Here is a 21,436-nt window from a genome sequence, read left to right on the forward strand (position 1 = left end):
ACGCTGTCGAGGTCGTTCATCGGCGCGCCNTCCGCGAGNNANTCNGNGGNNACGTCGACGACGNNCTCNCCCTCGAANGTNCAGNNGTAGTTNCCNTCNNTNACNTCGCCGATGACCGAACAGCCGAGGTCGAACCGNTCGGCGANNTCCNGNACNNNNTCGACGTNNTCGGGANNGACCTCGTAGCACATCCGCTCNTGGGATTCGGCGAGCAGGATTTCGAGTGCGTTCATGTTGGGTTCGCGCTGGTGGACGCGATCCAACTCGATGGCCGCGCCGAAGCCGCCCTTGGCGACGAGTTCGGACGAGGCGCCGCCGAGACCGGCCGCCCCGAGGTCGCGGGCCGACTGGATGAGGTTCTCGTCAATGAGCGTCTCGCTGGCCTCAATGAGCAGTTTTTCGCTGTAGGGGTCGCCGACCTGCACCGCCGGGCGGTCCTCGGTTTCGGCGTCCTCGTCGAGGTCCTCGCTGGCGAAGGAGGCCCCGCCCAGCCCGTCGCGGCCGGTCGCGTTCCCGAAGATGACGAGCTTGTTACCGGCCTGCTGGGCTTCGGCAGTGATCAGCCGCTCCTCGTCGGTCAGCCCGACGCAGGCGACGTTGACNAGCGGGTTCCCCTCGTANNCGTCGTGGAANNCGACGCTNCCNGCNACCGTCGGGACGCCGATACAGTTGCCGTAGTGGCTGATTCCCTCGACGACGCCCTCNAANAGNTACNGGGAGTGTTCGCGNTCGAAGNCGCCGAAGTAGAGNNNNTCGGCNANNGCGATNGGGTANGCNCCCATCGANAGNGTNTCNCGGACGATNCCGCCGACGCCGGTGGCCGCGCCGTCGAANGGNTCGACGTAGCTCGGGTGGTTGTGGCTCTCGATGCCGAGGGTGATGTAGGTCTCGCTGTAGTCCTCGCGCGCCCGCTCGCTCGCGGGTGTGTCGGCGGCGTCGGGTTCGGGGACGGCGATGACGGCGGCATCGTCGCCAGGCCCGATGACGACCTGCTCACCCGCGCTGTCGAAGGCGCCGAGCAGCGGCCGGGACGACCGGTAGGCGCAGTGTTCGCTCCAGAGATTCTCGAACAGGTTCACCTCGGCGGGCGTGGGCTCACGGCCGAGTTCAGCCGTGATAAGGTCGTGATCCGACTCCGGGAGACTCATTTGGGCTCCCTTTCGAATCGCCGGCTTAATCTCTTTCCATGCGGAGGCTACCGAAATCCGATACCTCCTTGTACGACGACCGAAACAGCCGAACTATGAACGAGAACCTCAAGTGGGGCGGCGCGGGGCTCCTGCTCGCACTCGCCGGCAGCGGGTTCGTCGCCAGCGAGATCCAACACGGTATCGAGGTCGGCAACCCCCTGCCGATCGCCTACGGCGCGGCGGTCGTGATCGCAACGCTCGTCGCCGTCCTCCTGATCGCACCGAGCTTCCGAACGGCGAGCTAAGGGCCGACAGCGACGGCCCCGATTGGCTCGACTGAGCAACTTTATTATCATTGCCGCGAAGATAGGGACGTGTTTCGGGTCGAGCTCCACACGCACTCCGAGCTATCACACGACGGCCGCGACCCCGTCGATCTCCTCCTCGAACAGGCCGCGGCCGTGGGGCTCGACGCTATCGCTATCACTGATCACGACGAAATCGACGCCAGCGTCGAGGCCGCGGTGAGCGCGCCCGACTACGGGCTGGTCGGCATCGTCGGCATGGAAGTCACCAGCGCGGTCGGCCACATCCTCGCGCTCGGTATCGACGAGATCGTCCCGCCCGGACTCCCCTACGACGAAACGCTCGACCGCATTCACGACCAAGGCGGGATCGCCGTCGTTCCCCATCCGTTCCAGAAATCCCGCCACGGCGTCGCCCCGCACATCACCGACGACCAACTCGCCAGCGCGGACGCCATCGAGGTTTACAACTCCCGGCTGTTCACCGGCCGGTCGAACCGCCAAGCCGAATCGTTCGCCATCGATCGCGGCCTGCCGATGACCGCCGGCAGCGACGCCCACATCTCCGAACTGGTCGGCCAAGCGATCACCGAAGTTGACGCCGACGAGCCGACCGCCGACGCGATCCTCGATGCGATCCGCGAGGGCCGCACCAGCGTCATCGGCCACCGGACGCCGTGGCGCGTCAGCCTCCGGCAGTTCGGCGGCGGCGCGAAACGCCGCGCCCAGCGGGCGATCCGCGAGTTCTTCCGATGAGCCAGCCACCACAGCCGCCGCTTCGCGGTGCCGACGCCGCTGTCGTCCGAAACGCACTCGCGGCCCGCGATCCACTCCCCGGCGCGAGCGGCCTCGGGCCCGCAGCGATGGGCGGCTTCGGCGGCCGCATCGGCGACCGACTCGTCCGGGACGTGCTGGGTCGCCAGCCGGTCTACAGCGAGGCCGACGCCGCCGACCCGACCGCCGATGGCGCGTGGGCGTTTGCGCCGAGCACCCTCGACAATCCGGTCGTCGTCCCGCCCGGAGGCGTCCGCACCGCCGACGACGACGAGCAGGTACTCACACTGCCAAAGCCGCCCGCTGCCGACCGGGACGAGGCGATGACAGCCGTAACCGACGCGCTCAGCGGCGCGCTCGACGTTGGCGACGATAATAAGAAAACCACAGACGACGTGGCCGTCGCCTTCTCCGGCGGGGTCGACTCGACGCTCGTCGCTAGCGGCTTCCCCGACGCACCGCTCTACGTCGTCGGCTTCGAGGGCTGCCACGACATCACCGCCGCCCGCGAGGCCGCCGCCGGGATCGACCGCACTGCCGACCTCACGGTCATCGAACTCACCCACGACGACCTCATCAACGCCGTCCCGCGGGTCGCTGCCGCGACCGGCCGGACGAACCCGATGGACGTGACCATCGCGTTGCCGCTGCTGGTCGTCGCCGAGCGGGCCGCGGCCGACGGCTACGACCGCCTCGCGCTCGGACAGGGCGCGGACGAACTGTTCGGGGGCTACTCGAAAGTCGTCGAGCCAAGCGAGGACCACCGCGTCGACAGCGAAACGGTTCGGGGTGCGGTGCGGGAAACGATCGATACGCTGCCCGGCCAACTGGAACGCGATGTGTGCGGTCTCGACGCCGTGGGCATCGAACCGGTGACACCCTTCCTGCAGGACCGCGTCGTCGACGCCGCGCTGCGGCTGCCCGGCGAGTTGCTGGCGACGCCCGAGGCACGCAAGATCGCCCTCCGGGAGTTCGCCCGCGAGACGGTCGGCCTCCCCGAGTCCGTCGCCGGCGCGGACAAAAAGGCCGTGCAGTACGGCACCTACGTCAGCCGCGAGTTGGATCGGCTGGCTCGCCAGAACGGCTACAAACGACGGATGGACGACCACGTCGGCCAGTATATTCGAGAACTGTGTGCGGACTGAGAGCCGCGTTTTTCAGCGTCGCGGCTGAACCCCCGCTATGGAGCGACGCGATGTGCTCAGAATCGGCGGCCTGACGCTGGCGGCGACGCTGGCCGGCTGTGTGGACGACTCGCCCAGCAGCGACACGGCTACTGACCCCGAGAGCGATAGCGACGATATGGCCAGTGAGTTGGATCTCCGTGAGGCGAACGTGGTCGGCGTCGAGTTCGAGGAACGCGACGAAGGCTACCGGTTCGACGTGACGCTGCATCACGATGACGACGGCGAGGACGGCTATGCGAACTGGTGGCAAGTCGAAACACTCGACGGCACGCAACTCGGCCGCCGGGTGCTGACACATCCCCACTCCCGCCAGCCATTCACACGGTGGGATATCATCGAAATCCCCGACAGCGTGACCTGCGTCGTCGTGCGCGGTCACGACCAGACCCACGAGTACGGCGGCCGAGCGGTCGTCGTGAACCTTGACTCGGGTGCGCAGAACGCGATCTCACAGGGGTCGGAACGACAGACCGTCAGCGAGAGCGACTGCCCGTAATCGGAGCGGGGAGCCAGCCAGAGAGGTGTGGCTGTTGGGGAGCGTTGTTACAAACTACCGATATTTTAGTTACGTCTGTTCGGTTTTTACCCGTTTGTTAATTGTTTTATGATTTCTAAAACCCAAGAAACCCAAAGAAATTTCACTATAGCCCTGTATGCTAGTCAACTATGAAGCAACACATCAATGGTCCCCGCGAGTTTCGCGTGCTGCGAGAGATGAATTCGAACAACGCAATAAACCTCCTCTGTCCCTCGGCGGATCGGGTCTTCCAGATCGTCGACTACGAGGACCACAACCTCAAAACGGAACTGGCGTCGCTTGAGTCCGGAAAACTCATCGAACTCGACCTCGATCGGATCGCTAGCCGCGCGAACGTCTGGCGAGCGAACTGGCCGTAACGCCGAGCCGGTACTGTCGCCGCAGTCGAAACGTCGTCGACGCCGAGATGTGTTGTTTCCTGTTGTGTCGGTGAGACGCTGTGCGAACGGTTCTCGTATGCAAGCGAGTCCGAAGCGGTTAAACGGGCTTCGCCGGTAGGACGAGTAACTCACTGCGGAGACGGGCAACCAGTGGGCACCCGGTTCGCCGGGACGAAATGTGGTCGGCTTGACCGACTGAATCGCAAGCGCCCGAGGACACCTATGGCACGAAGCGTCTACTCACATATCCGAGAAGCATGGCGAAGCCCCGACGAGGGGAAGCTCGCCGAACTACAGTGGCAGCGCAAACAGGAGTGGCGAAACCAAGGGGCTGTCGAGCGAATCGACCGCCCGACCCGCCTCGACAAGGCCCGCACGCAGGGCTACAAAGCCAAGCAGGGCATCGTCGTCGCCCGCGTCNCCGTCCGNAAGGGCGGGGCNCGCAAGCAGCGNNNCAAGGCCGGTCGTCGCTCGAAGCGACAGGGCGTGAACAAGATCACTCGCCGGAAGTCCATCCAGCGCATCGCCGAGGAACGCGCCTCCCGGAAATTCCGCAACCTCCGGACGCTCAACTCCTACTGGGTCGGCGAAGACGGCTCGCAGAAGTGGTTCGAGGTCATCCTGCTCGACCCNNANCACNNGGCNATCNAGAACGACGACGACCTNANCTGGATCTGCGAAGACCAGCACAAGGGTCGCGCGTTCCGCGGGCTGACCGGGGCCGGAGACAAGGGCCGCGGCATGCAGAAACGCGGCAAAGGCACTGAACACGCGCGTCCGAGCGTCAACAGCGACCGAAACCGCAGCAAGTAACGCGCGTCGCCACCGCGACGACCACGCAGTTTTTACAGTCAATATTTCCGGGTAGTACCACGGCTGGGAGCGATTCCCACGCGATGAAAACGCCCGTCTCGGTTCTTTAGGGAAGTGTCCGTAGGTACAGCTATGTCGCTTACAGCCACCTACGAAGCCGCCCTCTGGAAAACGATGGACTGGCTCCGGATCGCCGATTCGCTGCGCCGGAAGATGGTGGCCGCGGTTGCCATTCAGTTTGGCGTCGCAATCGGCCTGTTCGGCCTCCCGTTCGTCCTCTCGGGGACGCTGCTGACGGCGGCCCAAGCCCTGCTGTTCGCGGGGGCGACCGTGGCGTTCGTGAACACCGTGTTGATCGTCCAACGCGACCTGATCGAGCCGCTGGCCGCGATGGAGCAGGCCGCGGGTCGGATCGCCGACGGCCACGTCGATACCGAGACGGTCGCCGTCGAGCAGGCCGACGAGGTCGGCGAACTCAGCCGCTCGTTCAGCGCGCTGCAGTCGTACCTCACCACCGTCTCCGCACAGGCCGACGCGCTGGCCGACCAGGAGTTCGACGATCCGGCACTCGATGAGCCCGTTCCGGGCCCCTTCGGCGAGTCGCTGGATCGGATGGCCGAAAACCTCGAATCCTACACACAGGAGATCGAAGCCCGCAGCGAACGGCTCGAAGGACTCGTCGACGCCTTCGAGACATCGACGGCCGCCGCTATCGACGGCGACCTCACGGCGACGATCGATCCCAGCGTGATCGACGACGACAATTACACCGTCGTCATCGAGCGGTACAACGAACTGCTACGGACGCTGCAGGAGTCACTCGGCGAAACCGCCGCCTTCGCCGCCGAGGTCGCCCGCTCGACGGACACCGTCGTCGAGAGCACGACCGAACTCGACCGCGCGGGCGACGAGATCGCCGCCGTGACCGACGAGATCGCCGCCGGAGCGGACGAACAGCGCGAACAGCTCCAGACCGCCGTCAACGAGGTCAACACGCTGTCGGCGACTGTCGAGGAGATCGCAGCTTCAGCCGAGGAAGTCAGCCGGACGGCCGAAACCGCAAGCGAGGCCGCGACCGAAGGCCGCGAGGAGGCGACCGAAACCGCCGCCGAACTCGACGAGATCGAATCGGAGATCACCGAAGCCGCCGACAGCGTCGAAGCCCTCGGCAGCCGGATCGACGAGGTCGACGAGATCGTCTCGGTCATCACGGATATCGCCGAGCAGACGAACCTGCTCGCGCTCAACGCCTCGATCGAAGCGGCCCGCGCCGACGGCGATGGCGACGGGTTCGCGGTCGTCGCTAACGAAGTGAAATCGCTGGCTGAAGAGACGAAAGAGGCCGCCGCGGAGATCGGCGATCGCCTCGAAGAGATCCAAGCCCAGTCCGACGAGACCATCGACGAGGTCGAAACCGCCAGCCAGCGCGTCAGCGAGAGCACCGAGGCGGTCGAACGTTCGCTGGGCCGGTTCGACGAGATCGCCGAGGTCGTCACCGAGTTGAGCGACAGCGTCCACGAGATCAGCAACGCGACCGACCAGCAGGCCAATTCGGCCGAGGACGTGGCTGCCGTCGTCGATGAGGTCGCTACGATCAGCGATGAAACCGCCGAAGACGCTGCCAGCGCGGCCTCGGCCGCCGAGGAACAGACCGCCTCGCTGTCGAGCGTCTCGGAGACGGTGGGCGAGTTGGCCGACGAAGCCGACGAACTCGAAGCACTGCTCGCACAGTTCGATCTCGAGGCGGACGGCGAAACGGAGCCACAGCTGACTTCCCCGGCCGGCACGAGCGAGACAGCGAACGGGGCGGACACCTCAGAAGCGACCAACGGTGCCGACACAAGCGAAGCGACCGATACGACCGACAGCGACGTGATCGAACACCGAGAGTCACCGGATTCGACCGACCAGTTCACGCTGCCGGCTGACGATTAGCGCGGGTCATCCACGTTATCGGTCATCCCACCAGTCTTTGATCCGGTCGAGGGCGTCGTCGACCTTCGGGAGCAGATCGGGGATTGACACCTGCGCCTGTACCTCGTCGTCGAGTTCACTGTGCACTTGGGCGGCGATTGCAACTTCGGTGGCGACAAGCTCGGCGATTGTATCATCCCGCTCGGCGACGAAATCGACGAACTCGGAGAGCTCGTCGGTCTCCTGATCAACGGTCAGATCGTCGTTGTTGGGAAAATCGTTCGGTGGCATACACCCTATCATTAAATGTAGAATATCTAATCTTTTTCGGCGATCACGCGTACCCACACCGCTTATTCGCTCCCATCGCAAAACGAGCCCATGAGCCTCTCGCTGGAGTCGACTCAACTCGACCGCTACTCGCGGCATATCATCATGGACGAGATCGGCCCCGAGGGGCAGGCCGCACTACTCGACAGCCGCGTCCTCGTTGTCGGCGCGGGCGGCCTCGGCGCGCCGGTNATNCAGTANCTCGCNGCNGCGGGCGTCGGNACNCTCGGNATCGNCGACGACGACGTCGTCGAGCGGTCGAACCTCCAGCGACAGGTGATNCACGCCGACNNCGACGTNGGNNNGCCGAAGGTCGACNNCGCGGCNGANTNCGTCGCCGACCTCAACCCCGACGTGACCGTCGAACCCCACGAGCGGCGACTGACACCCGAGAACGCCGACTCGATCATCGCCGACTACGACCTCGTTGTCGACGGCTCCGACAATTTCCCGACGCGGTACCTCCTCAACGACGCCTGCCGGCTCGCGGGCATCCCGCTGGTCAACGGCGCGGTCTACAAATTCGAGGGGCAGGTCACGACGCTCGTGCCCGACGGGCCGTGCTACCGATGTCTGTTCCCCGAGGCCCCCGATCCTGGCACCGTTCCCGACTGTGCGACGACGGGTGTTCTCGGCGCGCTGCCGGGGACGATCGGCTGCCTGCAGGCGACTGAGGTCGTCAAACTGCTGGTCGATATCGGCGACCCGCTGGTCGGGACGCTACTCTCGTATGACGCGATGGACCTCTCGACCGAACGCGTGCCCTACCAGCAGTCGCCCGACTGCCCGGTCTGCGGCGAGGACGGCATCGACTCCGTAGCAAGCGTCGAGTACGGCGACGGCTGCGGGATCGACGAGCCGACGACGAACGCTTGAGGGCGACGACGAGGAAGCAGCGAAGCCCCCGACTTTTTACCGAAACCGACGTATCCGTAGCTATGACCCGGACCCACGCGCCCGTCTCCCTGCCGGTCGCGCTCACCATCGCCGGCAGCGACTCCGGCGGCGGCGCGGGCATCCAAGCCGACCTGAAGACGATGGAGGCCCACGACGTCTTCGGCACCTCGGCGATCACCGCGACGACCGCCCAGAACACCAGCGGCGTCGAGGACATCAACGTCCTCCCGACCGACCACATCGCCGCCCAGTACGACGCCGTCGTCGACGATTTCGCTGTCGGCGCGATCAAAACCGGGATGCTCGCTACCGCCGAGGTGATCGAAACCGTCACCGACTGCCTCGCCGACTTCGCGGGCCCGGTCGTCGTCGACCCTGTCATGGTCGCGGCGACCGGTGACCGCCTGCTGAGCGAGGAGGCCGAAGCCGTCTACGAGGACCTCTTCGACCACGCGACGCTCGTGACGCCCAACGCCGACGAGGCCGAACTCCTGACCGACCGGACGGTCGACAGCGTCGACGCCGCCGAAGCCGCCGGCCGCGACATCGTTGAGTTGGGAGCCGACGCCGCGCTCGTGAAGGGTGGCCACATCGACGGCGATAGCGGAACTGCTGGCGACAGCGACGAAGTCGTCGATACGCTCGTCATCGACGAGTCGGCCACCGACGCGACTCACACCGAGCAGTTCACCCATCCCCGCATCGACACCGACGCAACCCACGGCTCGGGCTGTACGCTCTCCAGTGCGATCGCGGCGCGCATGGCCCGCGAGGAGACACTCACCGAGGCCGTCGCCGGCGGCGTCGCGTTCATGGAGCGGGCCGTCCGCTACGGGATCGACGCCGGCAGCGGGCCCGGATCGGTTCACCACCTCGTCGAGATGCGTGAACGCGCCGACCGCGAGGCGACGACGGCCGCCGTCGAGCGGATCGTCGCGCGACTGGTCGAGGCGAACGTCGAAACGCTCGTCCCCCCAAGCGGAATGGATGTCGTCGGTGCGACCCCCTACGCCGAAACACCAGCCGAGGTCGTCGGTGTCGACGGCCGGCTCAGCCGCACCCGAACCGGCATCCGGCACAACGCCGGGGTTCGCTCGGGAACCGCAAGCGACCTCGCCCACCAGTTACTGGCCGCCCGTGAGGCGTTTCCCGCGCTCCGCTTTGCGTGCACCATCCGGTTCGACGACGCCGTCGAACACGTACTCGAAACACTGGATGGCCCGGTCGTCCGCGGCGACCCCGGCACGCCGACCGACGCCGCGGCGGCCGCCGTCGCCGACGCCGACCAACCGCCAGCCGCGATCATCGACCCTGGTGACGAGGGTCGACAGCCAGCAGTGATCCTCGTCGCGGCCGACGCGGCCACGCTCCACGAGCGGACGCTGTCGGTCGCAGACGCCCTGCTTACCGAGTGAGAACTACCGGTCTGTCGCCGGCCGCATCGTAGCGTTTTAGCGACTGTCAGCCCCACCCCCGGTATGTCGCAGGGAATCGTCGGGCAGTTTCACGCACTCAAGGCCGACAGCGACGCCGACCTGTTGGCGATGCAGTGCGGCGATTTCTACGAGTTCTTCGACGACGACGCCGAGTGCGTCGCCGCCGAACTCGATCTGACGACCTCCACCAAATCCTCCGGCGGCGAATCCTATCCGATGGCCGGCGTCCCGGTCGGCGAGCTAACGCCCTACCTCACCGCGCTGGTCGAACGGGGCTACACCGTCGCCGTCGCCGACCAGTTCGAAGACGAGGGCGGCGACTTCTACCGGGAAATCACCCGCCGCGTTACGCCCGGGACGCTGCTGGAAACCACCGACAGCAACGCCCAGTACCTCGCCGCAGTCGTCGCGCCGGACGAGCAAACCGACGACGAATCGACCGGCCCCTACGGGCTGGCGTTCGCCGATATCACGACCGGCCAGTTCCTCGTTACCGAAGTCGACGACGCCGACAGCGCGGTCGCCGAATGCTACCGGTTCGACCCGGTCGAACTGCTGCCCGGCCCGGCCGTCCGCACGGACGACGCGTTCCTCACCGCAGTCACTGACCGCAGCGACGCCGAGGTGACGCTGCACGCCACCGACGCCTTCGCACCGGGGCGGGCGACCCACACCGTGAACGAACAGTTCGGCGACGAAACCGCCGACAGCATCGGCCTCGATTCCGAGTTGGCCGTCCGCGCCGCGGGCGCGATCCTCGCGTACGTCGCCGAAACCGGCGTCGGCGTCCGGCAGTCGATGACGCGGCTCCAACCCTACACGGCCGATGACCACCTGACGCTGGATGCGACAACCCAGCGCAACCTCGAACTCGTCGAGACGATGCAGGGCGACAGCGAGGGGTCGCTGCTGGCGACGATCGATCACACCGAAACGAGCCCGGGGCGTCGCCTGCTGCGGGAATGGCTGACCCGCCCACGGCGTGATCGAGCGACGCTGGATCGCCGCCTCGACAGCGTTGCCGCGATGGCGGCGGCCGCGCTGCGTCGCCAACGACTCCAGGAAACCCTCGACGGCGCGGCCGACCTGGAACGCCTCGCCAGCCGCGTCGCCAGCGGGAGCGCGGGCGCGAACGAGTTGTTGTCGATCCGCGAAACGCTGGCACTCTTGCCCGCTATCGACGCCGAACTCACCGACGGCGAGCTCGCGGACTCACCGCTACCCGCCGTGCTTGACGATATCGACCGCGAGGCCGCGGCCGACCTCCGAGAGACGCTGGCCGACGCCATCGTTGACGATCCGCCGCAGACGGTGACACAGGGCGGGCTGTTCAAACGCGGCTATCACGACGACCTCGACGACCTCATCGACCAACACGAGGCCGCCAAAGAGTGGATCGACGGGCTGGCCGACCGCCTCAAACAGCGGCATGAACTCACCCACGTCTCGGTCGGACGCAATAAGACCGACGGCTACTACATTCAGGTCGGCCAGTCAGAAGCCGACGCCGTCCCCGACTCGTTTTCACACGTCAAGACCCTGAAAAACTCCAAACGGTTCGTCATCGACGAATTGGCTGAACGGGAACGCGAAATTCTCCGGCTGGAAGAACAGCGCGGCGAACTCGAATACGAACTGTTCGAGGAACTCCGTGAGACGGTCGCCGCACAGTCGGCGTTGCTGCAGGATGTCGGCCGGGCTATCGCCGAACTCGACGTGTACTGCTCGCTGGCGACTCACGCCGCGAGCAACGGCTGGCGCCGCCCGACGCTGGCCGAGCCCGGCGAACTCGCCATCGACGCCGGCCGCCACCCCGTCGTCGAGCAGNCCNNCGAGTTCGTNCCNAACGATCTCNNNCTCGACCGCGANCGNNGCTTCCTGCTCGTCACCGGGCCGAACATGAGCGGGAAGTCGACGTACATGCGCCAGGCGGCGCTCATCACCCTGCTCGCNCAGGNCGGNAGCTTCGTCCCNGCCGACGCNGCGNNNGTNGGCNTCGTNGACGGGATCTATACNCGCGTCGGCGCGCTCGATGAGCTNGCANANGGNCGNTCNACGTTCATGGTCGAGATGNNNGAGCTNTCNAACATNCTCCANTCGGCNACCGACGAGTCGCTGGTGNTCCTCGACGAAGTCGGCCGCGGGACCGCGACCTACGACGGGATTTCGATCGCATGGGCCGCGACCGAGTACATCCACAACCGAATCGGCTGTCACTGCCTGTTTGCGACCCACTACCACGAACTAACGGCCTTGGCCTCGCATCTCGACCGCGTCGGCAACGTCCACGTCGCCGTTGCCAACGAGGACAGCGGCGACGGCGAGGAGATCACGTTCCTCCGCACGGTCGAGGAGGGTGCGACCGACCGCTCCTACGGGATTCACGTCGCCGACCTCGCGGGCGTTCCGGAGCCCGTCGTCGGCCGCGCGCGAGACGTCCTCGACAGACTCCGTTCGGAGAAAGCTGTCGAAGCGAAGGGTAGCGGCTCCAAGGAACCGACACAGGCCGTCTTCGACCTCAGTTCGGGTGAGTTCCGCGCGGCCGACAACGGTACGGACGCGGACGCGAGCGCGGACGCAGACGAGGCTGACGACGCGGCTGGCGGGCCCGATCCAGACGTCGAATCCGTACTTTCGGAGCTGCAGGCGACCGATATCGATGAAACACCGCCGGTAGAGCTGATGGCAAAAGTCCAACAGTGGCAGGAACAACTCGACGGGCGGGAGTTCAACCAGCACTGAGGACGCGCCAACGCGGTTCATCGGGAGTTGTTGCTCGCAGTCGAGGAGGTGATCGGTGTTTTGGTGTTAGTTCTCTATTACGCCTTCAGAGTCGTTTGTAAAAAGTCTAACCTGATTTAAGACGTTTGTAAAATGTCATACGAGCCCATTTTTCTACCTTTTACGCCGTGAATTGCCCCGAACGCTCTGTGTATTATATGTGGGTATGGGGTATTGTGTGTGACAGACGGTGAGCACTCGATGACAGGTTCCACATCCAATGTCGGCCACGCCACCGCGGCCGAGACCGACACGGTTGGATCGACGGTTCGGCAGGACCGCACGGCGCTCACACAGTCGATCCGCTGGCTCGCCTTCTGGACGGCCATCGTCCTGCCAGCGATCTACCTGCCAGTCCTCTCGGTCGGTATCGGCGCGAACACCGGCGCGGTCGTCCTTGGACTGCTCGGTCTGCAACTGCTTGCACTGCGTGCTGGACACAGCTACACACCATAATCTATGAGTGCGACACAACCCCTTCCCGCCGACGAATCGCCCGACACCGACAGCCCCCAGTCGAAAGAAGCGCGCCTCGCCGCCTACCTCCGCGAACGCGCGGAGGCCGGCGACATGTACTTCAAGAGCAAGTTCATCGCCGAGGAAGTCGGCCTCTCCGCAAAGGAGATCGGCGCGCTGATCGTCAAACTGCAGGACTCCGTCGATGACCTGTCCATCGAGCGATGGTCCTACACCGGCGCGACAACTTGGCGCGTCGAGCGGACCGCCTAAGCCACCGTCTACCACCCCACTCCCTTCACCCCACTCCTTCGACGCGACACCGGGAGCGGCAGTGCTTCACTGTCGACCCCGGATTTCGATAACAGGACCGTGACACCACGGTGGACCTACCACTGTGGCAACAATGGATTGATAGGCCCCAGTCCCGTTGACACACCAATGCGCCGACGCGCAGTTCCCTCGTCGCGCCGCGCTAGTCGCCGCCGCGTCAGCGGCGGCACCGGTTCGACCACCGACAGCCGGAGGTGGAGCAATGACTGAACAGCCGCTGATCGCCGAAGTCAGCCAGAAGGCGATCATCGAGTCGCCGGACGGGTCGCTGTTGGTCATGCAGATGGACGAGACGACGTGGGAACTCCCCGGCGGCCGAATGGGAGCCTACGAGGAGCCGGTCGTCGGCCTCAAACGCGAGATCAGGGAGGAAACCGGTCTCTCGGTGACTATCGACGAGCCGATCCACACAGCCGCATGGCGAAACGACCAAGGCCGCGGCCGCTACAGCGTGGTCTACGCCTGCGAGACCGAGGAAACCGAGGTCACACTGAGCGAGGAGCACTGCGATTACGAGTGGGTCTCCCCCGAAACCGCCCGCGACGAGTTCCTGACCGTCAGCATCCACCAAGCTGCAATCGACCGCCTGCTGGCTGCCGAATCAGCCGACCAAGCCACAGCACGCAATGACTGACGACGCTTCGTCTGCGACCGAGTCGACCGACGAACCGATGAGCGATATCCACCACCTCGACGAGCAGACGATCCAGCGGATCGCCGCCGGCGAGGTCGTCGAACGCCCGGCGTCGGTCGTCAAGGAACTCATTGAAAACAGCCTCGATGCGGGAGCGACCCGTATCTCCGTCGCCGTTGAGGGCGGCGGCACCGAATTCCTCCGCATCCGCGACGACGGCCACGGTATCCCGGAATCCGAACTCCCGCTGGCGGTCGCCGAACACGCGACCAGCAAGATCAGCAATATTAACGATCTGGATTCGGGCGTCGCCAGCCTCGGTTTTCGGGGGGAAGCCCTCTCGACGATTGGGGCGGTCTCGAAGCTGACGCTCCGCTCCCGGACGGCAGATGCGGCATCCGGGGCCGAACTCACCGTTGACGGCGGCGAGATCGGCGAGATCGAACCCGCCGGCTGCCCGAAGGGAACGACCGTCGAAGTCGAAGACCTCTTTTTCAACACGCCCGCCAGACGAAAGTTCCTCAAACGCGACCGCACCGAGTTCGACCACATCAACACCGTCGTCAGCCAGTACGCGCTGGCCAACCCCGAAGTGGCCATCGCACTGGAACACGACGGCCGGGAACTGTTTGCGACCGAGGGCACCGGCTCGCTCCGCTCGGCCGTCCTCTCGGTCTACGGCCGCGAAGTCGCCGAGTCGATGATCGAACTCGACTACGAGGCTGACGATAACGGGCCGATTGAGGGAATCTCGGGGCTCGTCAGTGACCCCGAAACGACCCGCAGTACCCGGGAGTATCTGGCGACGTTCGTGAACGACCGCTACGTCACTGCAGCGACGCTCCGCAACGCGGTGATCGCCGGCTACGGCGGCCAACTCGCCCCCGACCGCTACCCGTTCGCCGTGCTCTTCGTCGAGGTGCCGCCGGGCGCAGTTGACGTGAACGTCCACCCACGAAAAACCGAAGTCCGCTTCGACGACGAGGCAGCGGTCGAGGCCGCAGTCCAGCAAGCCGTCGAAAGCGCGCTCATCGACAACGGGCTGATCCGGTCGTCGGCCCCACGCGGCCGGTCAGCCCCCGAAGAGACGACGATCCAGCCCGAAGCCCCCGACACCGAGGCTGTCGGCGGCGGTGGCATCGACGACGAGCGATCTGAGTCGCCGGCGGCGGACGCCGCAACCGAGCAAGAGCGCACGACACCAGAAGAGCCAGCCAGCGATCACGAGCCGACTGAGAGTGACTCGACAACCGCTGATCCGGTCGATCCCGCTGCGGAAGATAGCTGGGTCGTCGACGATCTCGACCACTCGGCGTCGCCAACGACGACCGACGACGCATCGGCAAACGAATCAGTGCCGAGCGGTCTCGACTCGGAGTCAGCAGCAGAGGTCGAAACGACCGCGTCAGCGGACGCCGAACCGGCGTCGACGACAACCGAGTCGCAACCGACAGCCGATCCGTCGTCACCGACTGAATCGGCGTCGTCAGCAACTGAACCAGCGTCGTCAACACGAAATCCGGAGGATCCACACGAAACAGTCGCTAACGCCGACGACTCACGGCAGTCGGCAACCCCGACTACCCAACGAACGCTCACCGGTGACACAACGACCGGCGGGCGGCAGTACGACTCGCTACCGGATCTCCGCGTTCTCGGGCAGGTCTACGATACTTACCTGCTGGCTGAAGCCGACGACGGACTACTGTTGATCGACCAACACGCTGCCGACGAGCGGGTCAACTACGAGCGGCTGCAGACTGCCCTCGGGGAGTCGCCAGCGACCCAGCAGCTCGCCGAGCCGGTCACGCTCGAACTCACGGCGCGGGAGGCCGCGCTCTTCGAAACGGCAGCCGAGGGGCTGAGCGAGATCGGCTTCGAGGCCGAGCAGCGCGAGGGCCGCGAGATCGCCGTCACCGCGGTCCCGGCGGTCTTCGAGACGACGCTCGATCCGACGCTGCTCCGTGAGGCCCTGCTCGGCTTCGTCGATGCCGCGGACGACGCCGATACCGTCGCGGCTGCTGTCGATGACCTGCTGGCCGACCTCGCCTGCTACCCATCGGTAACGGGCAACACCTCGCTCACGGAGGGGTCGGTCGTCGAGCTGCTGGAAGCCCTCGACGACTGTGAGAACCCGTACGCGTGCCCGCACGGGCGACCCGTCGTCATCGAGATCTCACGGGAGGAAATCGGCGACCGCTTCGAGCGCGACTATCCCGGCCACGCCGGTCGCCGTGAGGAGTAAGACCCACCTCCGGGGACGACCGGCGAAATCCCCAACGCATCACCCTTATGCCTGCGCCTGAAGTAGGAAGAGACATGAAATTAGTGCCGGACACGAGCGCGGTGATTGACGGTCGTGTGTCCGAGCGACTCGCAGACAGCGACGAGACGCTGACGGTGTTGATCCCCGAAGCCGTCGTCGGCGAACTCGAATCACAGGCCAACGCAGGCTACGACAGCGGCTGGAGCGGGCTCGAAGAACTCCAGCGGCTCGCCGGCCTCGCTGACGAGGGCACCATCAACCTCCAGTACGTCGGCCGCCGGGCCAGCGGGAGCGAGCAGGCCGCCGCCAGCGAGGGCGAGGTCGACGCGATCATCCGCGACGTAGCCGACGACCACGACGCGACGTTGCTCTCCAGCGATATCGTCCAATCAGAGGTCGCGAAAGCCAAGGGCCTCGACGTGGAGTACGTCGAGCCGCGCATCGACAGCGACGAGGGCCTTCCAATTGCCGACTTCTTCGACGAGGAGACGATGAGCGTCCACCTCAAAAGCGGGACCCGTCCGAAGGCCAAACGCGGCGCGCTCGACGGCATGAGCTACAAACAGATCGACGACACCGTCAGCTCCGACGAGCAGATGGACGAGTGGGCCGACGACATCGAATCGCTGGCCCGCAGCAGCAACGAGGGGTTCGTCGAACTCTCCGAACCGGGCATGACGATCATCCAGTACAAGGATTACCGAATTTCGGTTGCCCGTCCACCGTTCTCGGATGGCATCGAGATCACGGCCGTCCGGCCGATTGCGAAGACGACGCTGGACGACTACGCCTTCGATGACCGCCTCCGGGAGCGACTGCTCGAACGCCAGCGCGGTGTCCTCATCTCCGGCGCGCCGGGCGCGGGGAAATCGACGTTCGCACAGGCCGTCGCGGAGTTCCTCACCGACAACGACTACGCGGTCAAAACGATGGAGAAACCCCGGGACCTGCAGGTCGGCCCCGACATCACCCAGTACACCGCCCTCGCCGGCGACATGGCGAAAACCGCGGATTCGCTGCTGCTCGTCCGGCCGGATTACACGATCTACGACGAGGTGAGGAAAACGGAGGACTTCGNCGNGTTCNCCGANATGCGGCTCGCGGGCGTNGGNATGNTCGGNGTCGTCCACGCGACNCGCNCNATCGACGCCTTACAGCGGCTCGTCGGCCGCGTCGAGCTCGGGATGATCCCGCAGGTGGCCGACACTGTCGTCTACATCGAGNCCGGCGANGTNNACACCGTCTACGACGTGNCGACNGAGGTGAANGTNCCCNANGGNCTGANGGNNGAAGACCTCGCCCGACCGGTGATCCAGATTTCGGACTTCGAGACCGGCAAACCGGCCTACGAGATCTACACGTTCAACCGACAGGTCGTCACCGTCCCGCTCGGCGACGAGAAGGGCAGCGACACCGGCGTCAACCGCATCGCCAAACAGGAGATCGAACGCGAGATCCGCTCAGTCGCCCGCGGCCACGTCACCGTCGAACTCACGGGCCAGAACAACGCCATCGTCTACGTCGAGGAGGGCGACATTTCCTACGTGATCGGCAAGGGCGGCGGCCGGATCAGCGATATCGAGGATCGCCTCGGCATCGACATCGACGTGCGAACCCACGAGGACAACCCGAACGCGGGCACCGCGGCCAACGGCAGCGGCGGCGTCGAGACCGAACCCGCCGGCGAGGTCGTCCAACCCGAGATCACCGCTCGCCACGTCGTCATCCGGATGGATGGCCACGTCGGCGAAACCGTCGAGGTCCGGGCCGACGACGACTACCTCTTCACGGCGACGGTCGGCAGCGGCGGCGACATCCAGATCTCCCGCGGCTCGGCTATCGCCGAGGAGTTGGAGGACGCCATCGACCGAAAACAGCAGATCACGGTCGTGCCGGCGTAGAACCCGACGGATCGACGCCTGCGGCGGTCGCTGTTGGCGACGCCGGGCGAGAGACCGGGGTGAGCTGGAATATGTCCAGTTTTTACCGCGTGAACTCCGCAGGGTTACAGTCCCGTAACCGGTACGGAAACGATAACGCTTTTTTGAGGCTACTGAGAAGATAGGTGCATGTCTACCGAGCTGAAGCGGGGACTCGAGGGCGTGGTCGTCGCTGAATCCGATCTGAGCTACATCGACGGGGATGTAGGGGAGTTGATCTACCGCGGCTACGCCATCGAGGAGCTCGCCCGGGAGGCCAGCTACGAGGAAACGCTGTACCTGCTGTGGCACGGCGACCTCCCGACCGAGACGGAACTCGCCGAGTTCAGCGACGCGATGGCCGCCGCGCGCGAACTCGACGACGGCGTCCTCGATGTCGTCCGTGAACTCGCGGAATCCGACGAGGAGCCGATGGCCGCCCTCCGGACGCTCACCTCGACGCTGTCGGCCTACGATCCCGACGCCGACGCCGACGTGACCGACACCGAGGCCAACAACCGCAAGAGCCGCCGCATTACGGCGAAGATGCCGACCGCGCTCGCCGCCTACAACCGGCTCCGCAACGGTAACGAGCCCGTCGCACCCCGCGAAGACTTGGGCCACGCCGAGAACTTCCTCTACATGCTCAACAACGAGGAGCCCGACGAGGTGCTCGCCGAGACGTTCGATATGGCCCTCGTCCTCCACGCTGACCACGGCCTCAACGCCTCGACGTTCGCCGCGATGGTGACCGCCTCGACGCTGGCGGACCTCCACAGCGCGGTCACCTCCGCTATCGGTACGCTTTCGGGCAGTCTCCACGGCGGAGCCAACGCCAACGTGATGCGCATGCTGCAGGAGATCGACGAGGACGAGAAAGACCCCGTCCAGTGGGTCAAAAACGCCATCGACCGCGGCGAGCGCATTGCTGGCTTCGGCCACCGCGTGTACAACGTCAAAGACCCCCGCGCCAAGATCCTCGGCGAGGAGAGCGAAGCCCTCGGCGAGGCCGCCGGCGACACGAAGTGGTACGAGATGTCCGTCGCCATCGAGGACTACATCTCCGGCGAGAAGGGCCTCGCGCCGAACGTCGACTTCTATTCGGCGACGACCTACTACCAGATGGGCATCCCGATCGATCTCTACACCCCCATTTTCGCTATCGCCCGCTCGGGCGGCTGGATCGCCCACGTGCTGGAACAGTGGGAGGACAACCGCCTGATCCGTCCGCGAGCACAGTACACCGGCGACCGCGACGCCGAGTTCGTCCCGCTGGACGAGCGGTAACTGCACTCCGTCGCGGTATCCCTTTTTCACGTCGTTGCAATGACTGACCATCACAACATGACCCGACTGGTGGCAACGCCGCCGCTGGGTTGGAACTCCTGGAACGCGTTCAGTTGCGACGTAACAGAAGCCGACATCCGCGACGCTGCCGACGCATTGGTCGAGACCGGCCTGCGGGACGCCGGCTACGAATACGTCGTCGTCGACGACTGCTGGATGGCCAGCGAGACCGACAGTGAGGGCCGCCTCCAGCCGTCGGCTGATTTTCCCAATGGGATGGCCGCCCTCGCCGACTACGTCCACAACCGTGGCCTCAAATTCGGCCTCTATTCGTCGGCCGGCACCGAGACCTGTCAAGGCTACCCCGCGAGTCTCTGCCGCGAACGACTCCACGCCGAACAGTTCGCCGACTGGGGCGTCGACTACCTCAAATACGACAACTGCGGCGACCACGCTGGCCGCGACGCTATCGACCGATACGCCGCGATGGGCGCCGCGCTCGCCAGCGTCGAGCGCGACATCGTCTACAGTATCTGCGAGTGGGGCCAGAACCGCCCGTGGGAGTGGGGCCGCAACGTCGGCGGCCACCTGTGGCGGGCGACCGACGATCTGGTCGCCAAATGGCGGGCCGATCCCGACGAGTTCGGCCTCGGGGTCGCCGACGCCCTCGACCGGATGGCCGACATCGACGCAGCCGCGGCCCACGGGCCGAGCGGCTGGAACGATCCCGATATGCTGCAGATCGGTAACGGTCCCGACTCCGGACAGTCCGAACACGAAGCGGTCGACGTACAGCGACCGTTGACCGAGGCCGAACGGCGCACGCATTTCGCGTTCTGGTGTCTCTTGGCCGCGCCGCTCATGGTCGGCACCGATCTCACGTCACTGTCGGGTTTCGACCGCGAATTGCTGACCAACGAGCGGCTGCTCGCTATCGATCAGGACCCGCTCGGCATTCAGGGAACGCCGGATCGGCGCGGTGACGACGCAGAAATCTGGAGTAAACGCCTTCGGGACGGCGGCGCGGTCGCCTTCCACAACCACGGCGAGAGCGACCGTGAGATTTCGACGCACGTGTCCGCTGTCGACGTTCCGGCACGAGCCGACCGCTACCGAGTGTATGACTGCTGGACCGGCAACAAGTGGGAGACGAGTGGCTCGCTTGCGATGACCGTCGAACCGCGAGATACCGCTATCGTTCGCGTGACGCCGCAGTAGAATAGGCAGCCGAATTCGGCCTTGTCACTCCTTGTCGTCGAGTACGTCGTCGGCGAACGCTCGAATCCGCTCGATTTCCTTGGGTGTCCGCTCGACGGCGGCCGCGCTGTCGATCTGTCCGTCGACGACGGCGTTCTGCTGTGGCCCCCACACTTCCGGTGGATTCTCCTGAATGTACTCGGCCCAGCGAACGACCGCCTCGAACCGGGGCTCGCGGGACGGCGTGTCGGCCTCAGAGATCGGTGAGTCGGGCATATTCGTCCTCGGTATCGAGTTTCTCGACCCATTCTTCGAGCCGTGCGGTGGAAAGCGTTTCCCCGAACAGCGTATACAGGTGGGCGGCGTCTTCGAGATCGGTGCGACCGCCGAGCGCGAGCTTGTAGGCGATCTGTAGCTCAAGCGGGCCAATCGGGATCGTGTCACCGTCGATAGTCGCCGAGATCGCGTTCGATAGCGATGCTCGGTCGAACTCGTCGCCGGGGAATTTCACTTCGAGACGCGGACTCATCTCGCCGTCGGGGGCAACCCAGATATTCGTCCCGTTAGCGAGGTTGTCGTACATCTCCGCGAGCGGCATCGCCGGCCCCCAGTAGTCGGCGGCTTCGAGTTCGGCGACGAACTCGTCGATCTCTGCGGCCGAACAGGGTTCGATGAAGACATCGATATCCTCCGTTGATCGAGAGCGGCCGGTGAGGATCGCAACGTAGCCCGCCACGAAAACGTGGTCAATGTCGAGCCGTGACGCGATAGCGGAAAACTCGATTGCGAGTTCGTCGAACCGATTCGGCTCGCGGTCGACGACAAGTCCGCTATCAGTCAGTTCGACGCCACCCATACG

Annotated in this window: 20 protein-coding genes and 1 pseudogene (1 of these 21 cut by a window edge); 17 read left to right on the forward strand and 4 right to left on the reverse strand. The window is 65.4% G+C overall.

Annotation, left to right across the window (positions count from 1 at the left end; translation table 11 throughout):
* Positions 1-1,148 (reverse strand): annotated as a pseudogene (gene purL, locus EGH24_RS02440) (phosphoribosylformylglycinamidine synthase subunit PurL) (it extends 1,054 nt beyond the left edge of the window).
* Between the two features lie 95 nt (positions 1,149-1,243).
* Here purL and EGH24_RS02445 point away from each other — a divergent pair.
* The 7 genes from EGH24_RS02445 to EGH24_RS02475 all read left to right on the forward strand — a co-directional run bounded on the left by EGH24_RS02445 (position 1,244) and on the right by EGH24_RS02475 (position 7,062).
* Positions 1,244-1,435, forward strand: a complete 192-nt coding sequence (locus EGH24_RS02445) for a hypothetical protein (RefSeq protein ID WP_142978583.1) — start codon at positions 1,244-1,246, stop codon at positions 1,433-1,435.
* Positions 1,436-1,504: 69 nt separating this feature from the next.
* Entirely contained in the window at positions 1,505-2,191 is a 687-nt protein-coding gene (locus EGH24_RS02450; RefSeq protein WP_142978584.1) for a PHP domain-containing protein, read from the forward strand.
* A complete protein-coding gene (locus tag EGH24_RS02455; RefSeq protein WP_142978585.1) occupies positions 2,188-3,354 on the forward strand; it encodes an asparagine synthase C-terminal domain-containing protein in 1,167 nt (388 codons plus the stop codon). The genes EGH24_RS02450 and EGH24_RS02455 overlap by 4 nt, the downstream gene beginning before the upstream one ends.
* A 37-nt stretch (positions 3,355-3,391) precedes the next feature.
* Positions 3,392-3,892, forward strand: coding sequence for a hypothetical protein (locus EGH24_RS02460; protein ID WP_142978586.1), 501 nt, complete (start codon positions 3,392-3,394; stop codon positions 3,890-3,892).
* 170 nt (positions 3,893-4,062) lie between these two features.
* Positions 4,063-4,293 carry a hypothetical protein gene (locus EGH24_RS02465; protein WP_142978587.1) on the forward strand — a complete coding sequence of 77 codons (231 nt, stop codon included), beginning with the start codon at positions 4,063-4,065 and terminating at the stop codon, positions 4,291-4,293.
* 243 nt (positions 4,294-4,536) lie between these two features.
* On the forward strand, positions 4,537-5,127 hold the full coding sequence (locus EGH24_RS02470) for a 50S ribosomal protein L15e (RefSeq protein ID WP_142978588.1): 591 nt from the start codon (positions 4,537-4,539) through the stop codon (positions 5,125-5,127).
* A 132-nt stretch (positions 5,128-5,259) separates the two neighbouring features.
* Positions 5,260-7,062: a methyl-accepting chemotaxis protein gene (locus EGH24_RS02475; protein ID WP_246057871.1), complete on the forward strand. Its 1,803-nt coding sequence runs from the start codon at positions 5,260-5,262 to the stop codon at positions 7,060-7,062.
* A gap of 15 nt (positions 7,063-7,077) precedes the next feature.
* Here the strand turns inward: EGH24_RS02475 and EGH24_RS02480 are convergent, their stop codons facing one another.
* Positions 7,078-7,332, reverse strand: coding sequence for a hypothetical protein (locus EGH24_RS02480; protein WP_142978589.1), 255 nt, complete (start codon positions 7,330-7,332; stop codon positions 7,078-7,080).
* Positions 7,333-7,422: 90 nt separating this feature from the next.
* Here EGH24_RS02480 and ubaA point away from each other — a divergent pair, with 90 nt between their 5' ends.
* The 10 genes from ubaA to EGH24_RS02530 all read left to right on the forward strand — a co-directional run bounded on the left by ubaA (position 7,423) and on the right by EGH24_RS02530 (position 20,598).
* Positions 7,423-8,247: an SAMP-activating enzyme E1 gene (gene ubaA, locus EGH24_RS02485; protein WP_142978590.1), complete on the forward strand. Its 825-nt coding sequence runs from the start codon at positions 7,423-7,425 to the stop codon at positions 8,245-8,247.
* Positions 8,248-8,309: 62 nt separating this feature from the next.
* A complete protein-coding gene (gene thiD, locus EGH24_RS02490) occupies positions 8,310-9,683 on the forward strand; it encodes a bifunctional hydroxymethylpyrimidine kinase/phosphomethylpyrimidine kinase (protein ID WP_142978591.1) in 1,374 nt (457 codons plus the stop codon).
* A gap of 63 nt (positions 9,684-9,746) precedes the next feature.
* Positions 9,747-12,446 carry a DNA mismatch repair protein MutS gene (gene mutS / locus EGH24_RS02495; RefSeq protein WP_142978592.1) on the forward strand — a complete coding sequence of 900 codons (2,700 nt, stop codon included), beginning with the start codon at positions 9,747-9,749 and terminating at the stop codon, positions 12,444-12,446.
* Between the two features lie 240 nt (positions 12,447-12,686).
* Positions 12,687-12,941 (forward strand): hypothetical protein, encoded by a 255-nt coding sequence (locus EGH24_RS02500; RefSeq protein ID WP_142978593.1) that lies wholly within the window; start codon positions 12,687-12,689, stop codon positions 12,939-12,941.
* 3 nt (positions 12,942-12,944) lie between these two features.
* Positions 12,945-13,214 carry a DUF7123 family protein gene (locus EGH24_RS02505; protein ID WP_142978594.1) on the forward strand — a complete coding sequence of 90 codons (270 nt, stop codon included), beginning with the start codon at positions 12,945-12,947 and terminating at the stop codon, positions 13,212-13,214.
* Positions 13,215-13,476: 262 nt separating this feature from the next.
* Positions 13,477-13,908 carry an NUDIX hydrolase gene (locus tag EGH24_RS02510; RefSeq protein WP_142978595.1) on the forward strand — a complete coding sequence of 144 codons (432 nt, stop codon included), beginning with the start codon at positions 13,477-13,479 and terminating at the stop codon, positions 13,906-13,908.
* Positions 13,901-16,153 carry a DNA mismatch repair endonuclease MutL gene (gene mutL, locus EGH24_RS02515; RefSeq protein ID WP_394348356.1) on the forward strand — a complete coding sequence of 751 codons (2,253 nt, stop codon included), beginning with the start codon at positions 13,901-13,903 and terminating at the stop codon, positions 16,151-16,153. The genes EGH24_RS02510 and mutL overlap by 8 nt, the downstream gene beginning before the upstream one ends.
* 74 nt (positions 16,154-16,227) lie before the next feature.
* The gene (locus EGH24_RS02520) at positions 16,228-18,075 is read left to right on the forward strand and encodes a PINc/VapC family ATPase (RefSeq protein ID WP_142978596.1); all 1,848 of its coding nucleotides are present in this window, start codon (positions 16,228-16,230) and stop codon (positions 18,073-18,075) included.
* A gap of 168 nt (positions 18,076-18,243) precedes the next feature.
* Entirely contained in the window at positions 18,244-19,380 is a 1,137-nt protein-coding gene (citZ, locus tag EGH24_RS02525; protein ID WP_142978597.1) for a citrate synthase, read from the forward strand.
* 39 nt (positions 19,381-19,419) lie between these two features.
* Positions 19,420-20,598 carry a glycoside hydrolase family 27 protein gene (locus EGH24_RS02530; RefSeq protein ID WP_142978598.1) on the forward strand — a complete coding sequence of 393 codons (1,179 nt, stop codon included), beginning with the start codon at positions 19,420-19,422 and terminating at the stop codon, positions 20,596-20,598.
* 24 nt (positions 20,599-20,622) lie between these two features.
* Here EGH24_RS02530 and EGH24_RS02535 read toward each other — a convergent pair whose 3' ends face one another.
* The gene (locus EGH24_RS02535; protein ID WP_142978599.1) at positions 20,623-20,853 is read right to left on the reverse strand and encodes a hypothetical protein; all 231 of its coding nucleotides are present in this window, start codon (positions 20,851-20,853) and stop codon (positions 20,623-20,625) included.
* A complete protein-coding gene (locus EGH24_RS02540; protein ID WP_142978600.1) occupies positions 20,831-21,433 on the reverse strand; it encodes a hypothetical protein in 603 nt (200 codons plus the stop codon). Before EGH24_RS02540 ends, EGH24_RS02535 begins: the two co-directional genes overlap by 23 nt.
* Between the last annotated feature and the right edge of the window lie 3 nt (positions 21,434-21,436).

The organism is Halonotius terrestris (assembly GCF_006861665.1).
Lineage (GTDB): Archaea > Halobacteriota > Halobacteria > Halobacteriales > Haloferacaceae > Halonotius > Halonotius terrestris.

Excerpts from the sequence above, each read along its gene's own strand:
- EGH24_RS02445 (WP_142978583.1), top strand. The coding sequence starts at position 1,244 with ATGAACGAGAACCTCAAGTGGGGCGGCGCGGGGCTCCTGCTCGCACTC.
- EGH24_RS02455 (WP_142978585.1), top strand. The coding sequence starts at position 2,188 with ATGAGCCAGCCACCACAGCCGCCGCTTCGCGGTGCCGACGCCGCTGTC.
- EGH24_RS02460 (WP_142978586.1), top strand. The coding sequence starts at position 3,392 with ATGGAGCGACGCGATGTGCTCAGAATCGGCGGCCTGACGCTGGCGGCG.
- EGH24_RS02465 (WP_142978587.1), top strand. The coding sequence starts at position 4,063 with ATGAAGCAACACATCAATGGTCCCCGCGAGTTTCGCGTGCTGCGAGAG.
- EGH24_RS02475 (WP_246057871.1), top strand. The coding sequence starts at position 5,260 with ATGTCGCTTACAGCCACCTACGAAGCCGCCCTCTGGAAAACGATGGAC.
- EGH24_RS02480 (WP_142978589.1), bottom strand. The coding sequence starts at position 7,332 with ATGCCACCGAACGATTTTCCCAACAACGACGATCTGACCGTTGATCAG.
- thiD (WP_142978591.1), top strand. The coding sequence starts at position 8,310 with ATGACCCGGACCCACGCGCCCGTCTCCCTGCCGGTCGCGCTCACCATC.
- EGH24_RS02500 (WP_142978593.1), top strand. The coding sequence starts at position 12,687 with ATGACAGGTTCCACATCCAATGTCGGCCACGCCACCGCGGCCGAGACC.
- EGH24_RS02505 (WP_142978594.1), top strand. The coding sequence starts at position 12,945 with ATGAGTGCGACACAACCCCTTCCCGCCGACGAATCGCCCGACACCGAC.
- EGH24_RS02510 (WP_142978595.1), top strand. The coding sequence starts at position 13,477 with ATGACTGAACAGCCGCTGATCGCCGAAGTCAGCCAGAAGGCGATCATC.
- mutL (WP_394348356.1), top strand. The coding sequence starts at position 13,901 with ATGACTGACGACGCTTCGTCTGCGACCGAGTCGACCGACGAACCGATG.
- citZ (WP_142978597.1), top strand. The coding sequence starts at position 18,244 with ATGTCTACCGAGCTGAAGCGGGGACTCGAGGGCGTGGTCGTCGCTGAA.
- EGH24_RS02530 (WP_142978598.1), top strand. The coding sequence starts at position 19,420 with ATGACTGACCATCACAACATGACCCGACTGGTGGCAACGCCGCCGCTG.
- EGH24_RS02535 (WP_142978599.1), bottom strand. The coding sequence starts at position 20,853 with ATGCCCGACTCACCGATCTCTGAGGCCGACACGCCGTCCCGCGAGCCC.
- EGH24_RS02540 (WP_142978600.1), bottom strand. The coding sequence starts at position 21,433 with ATGGGTGGCGTCGAACTGACTGATAGCGGACTTGTCGTCGACCGCGAG.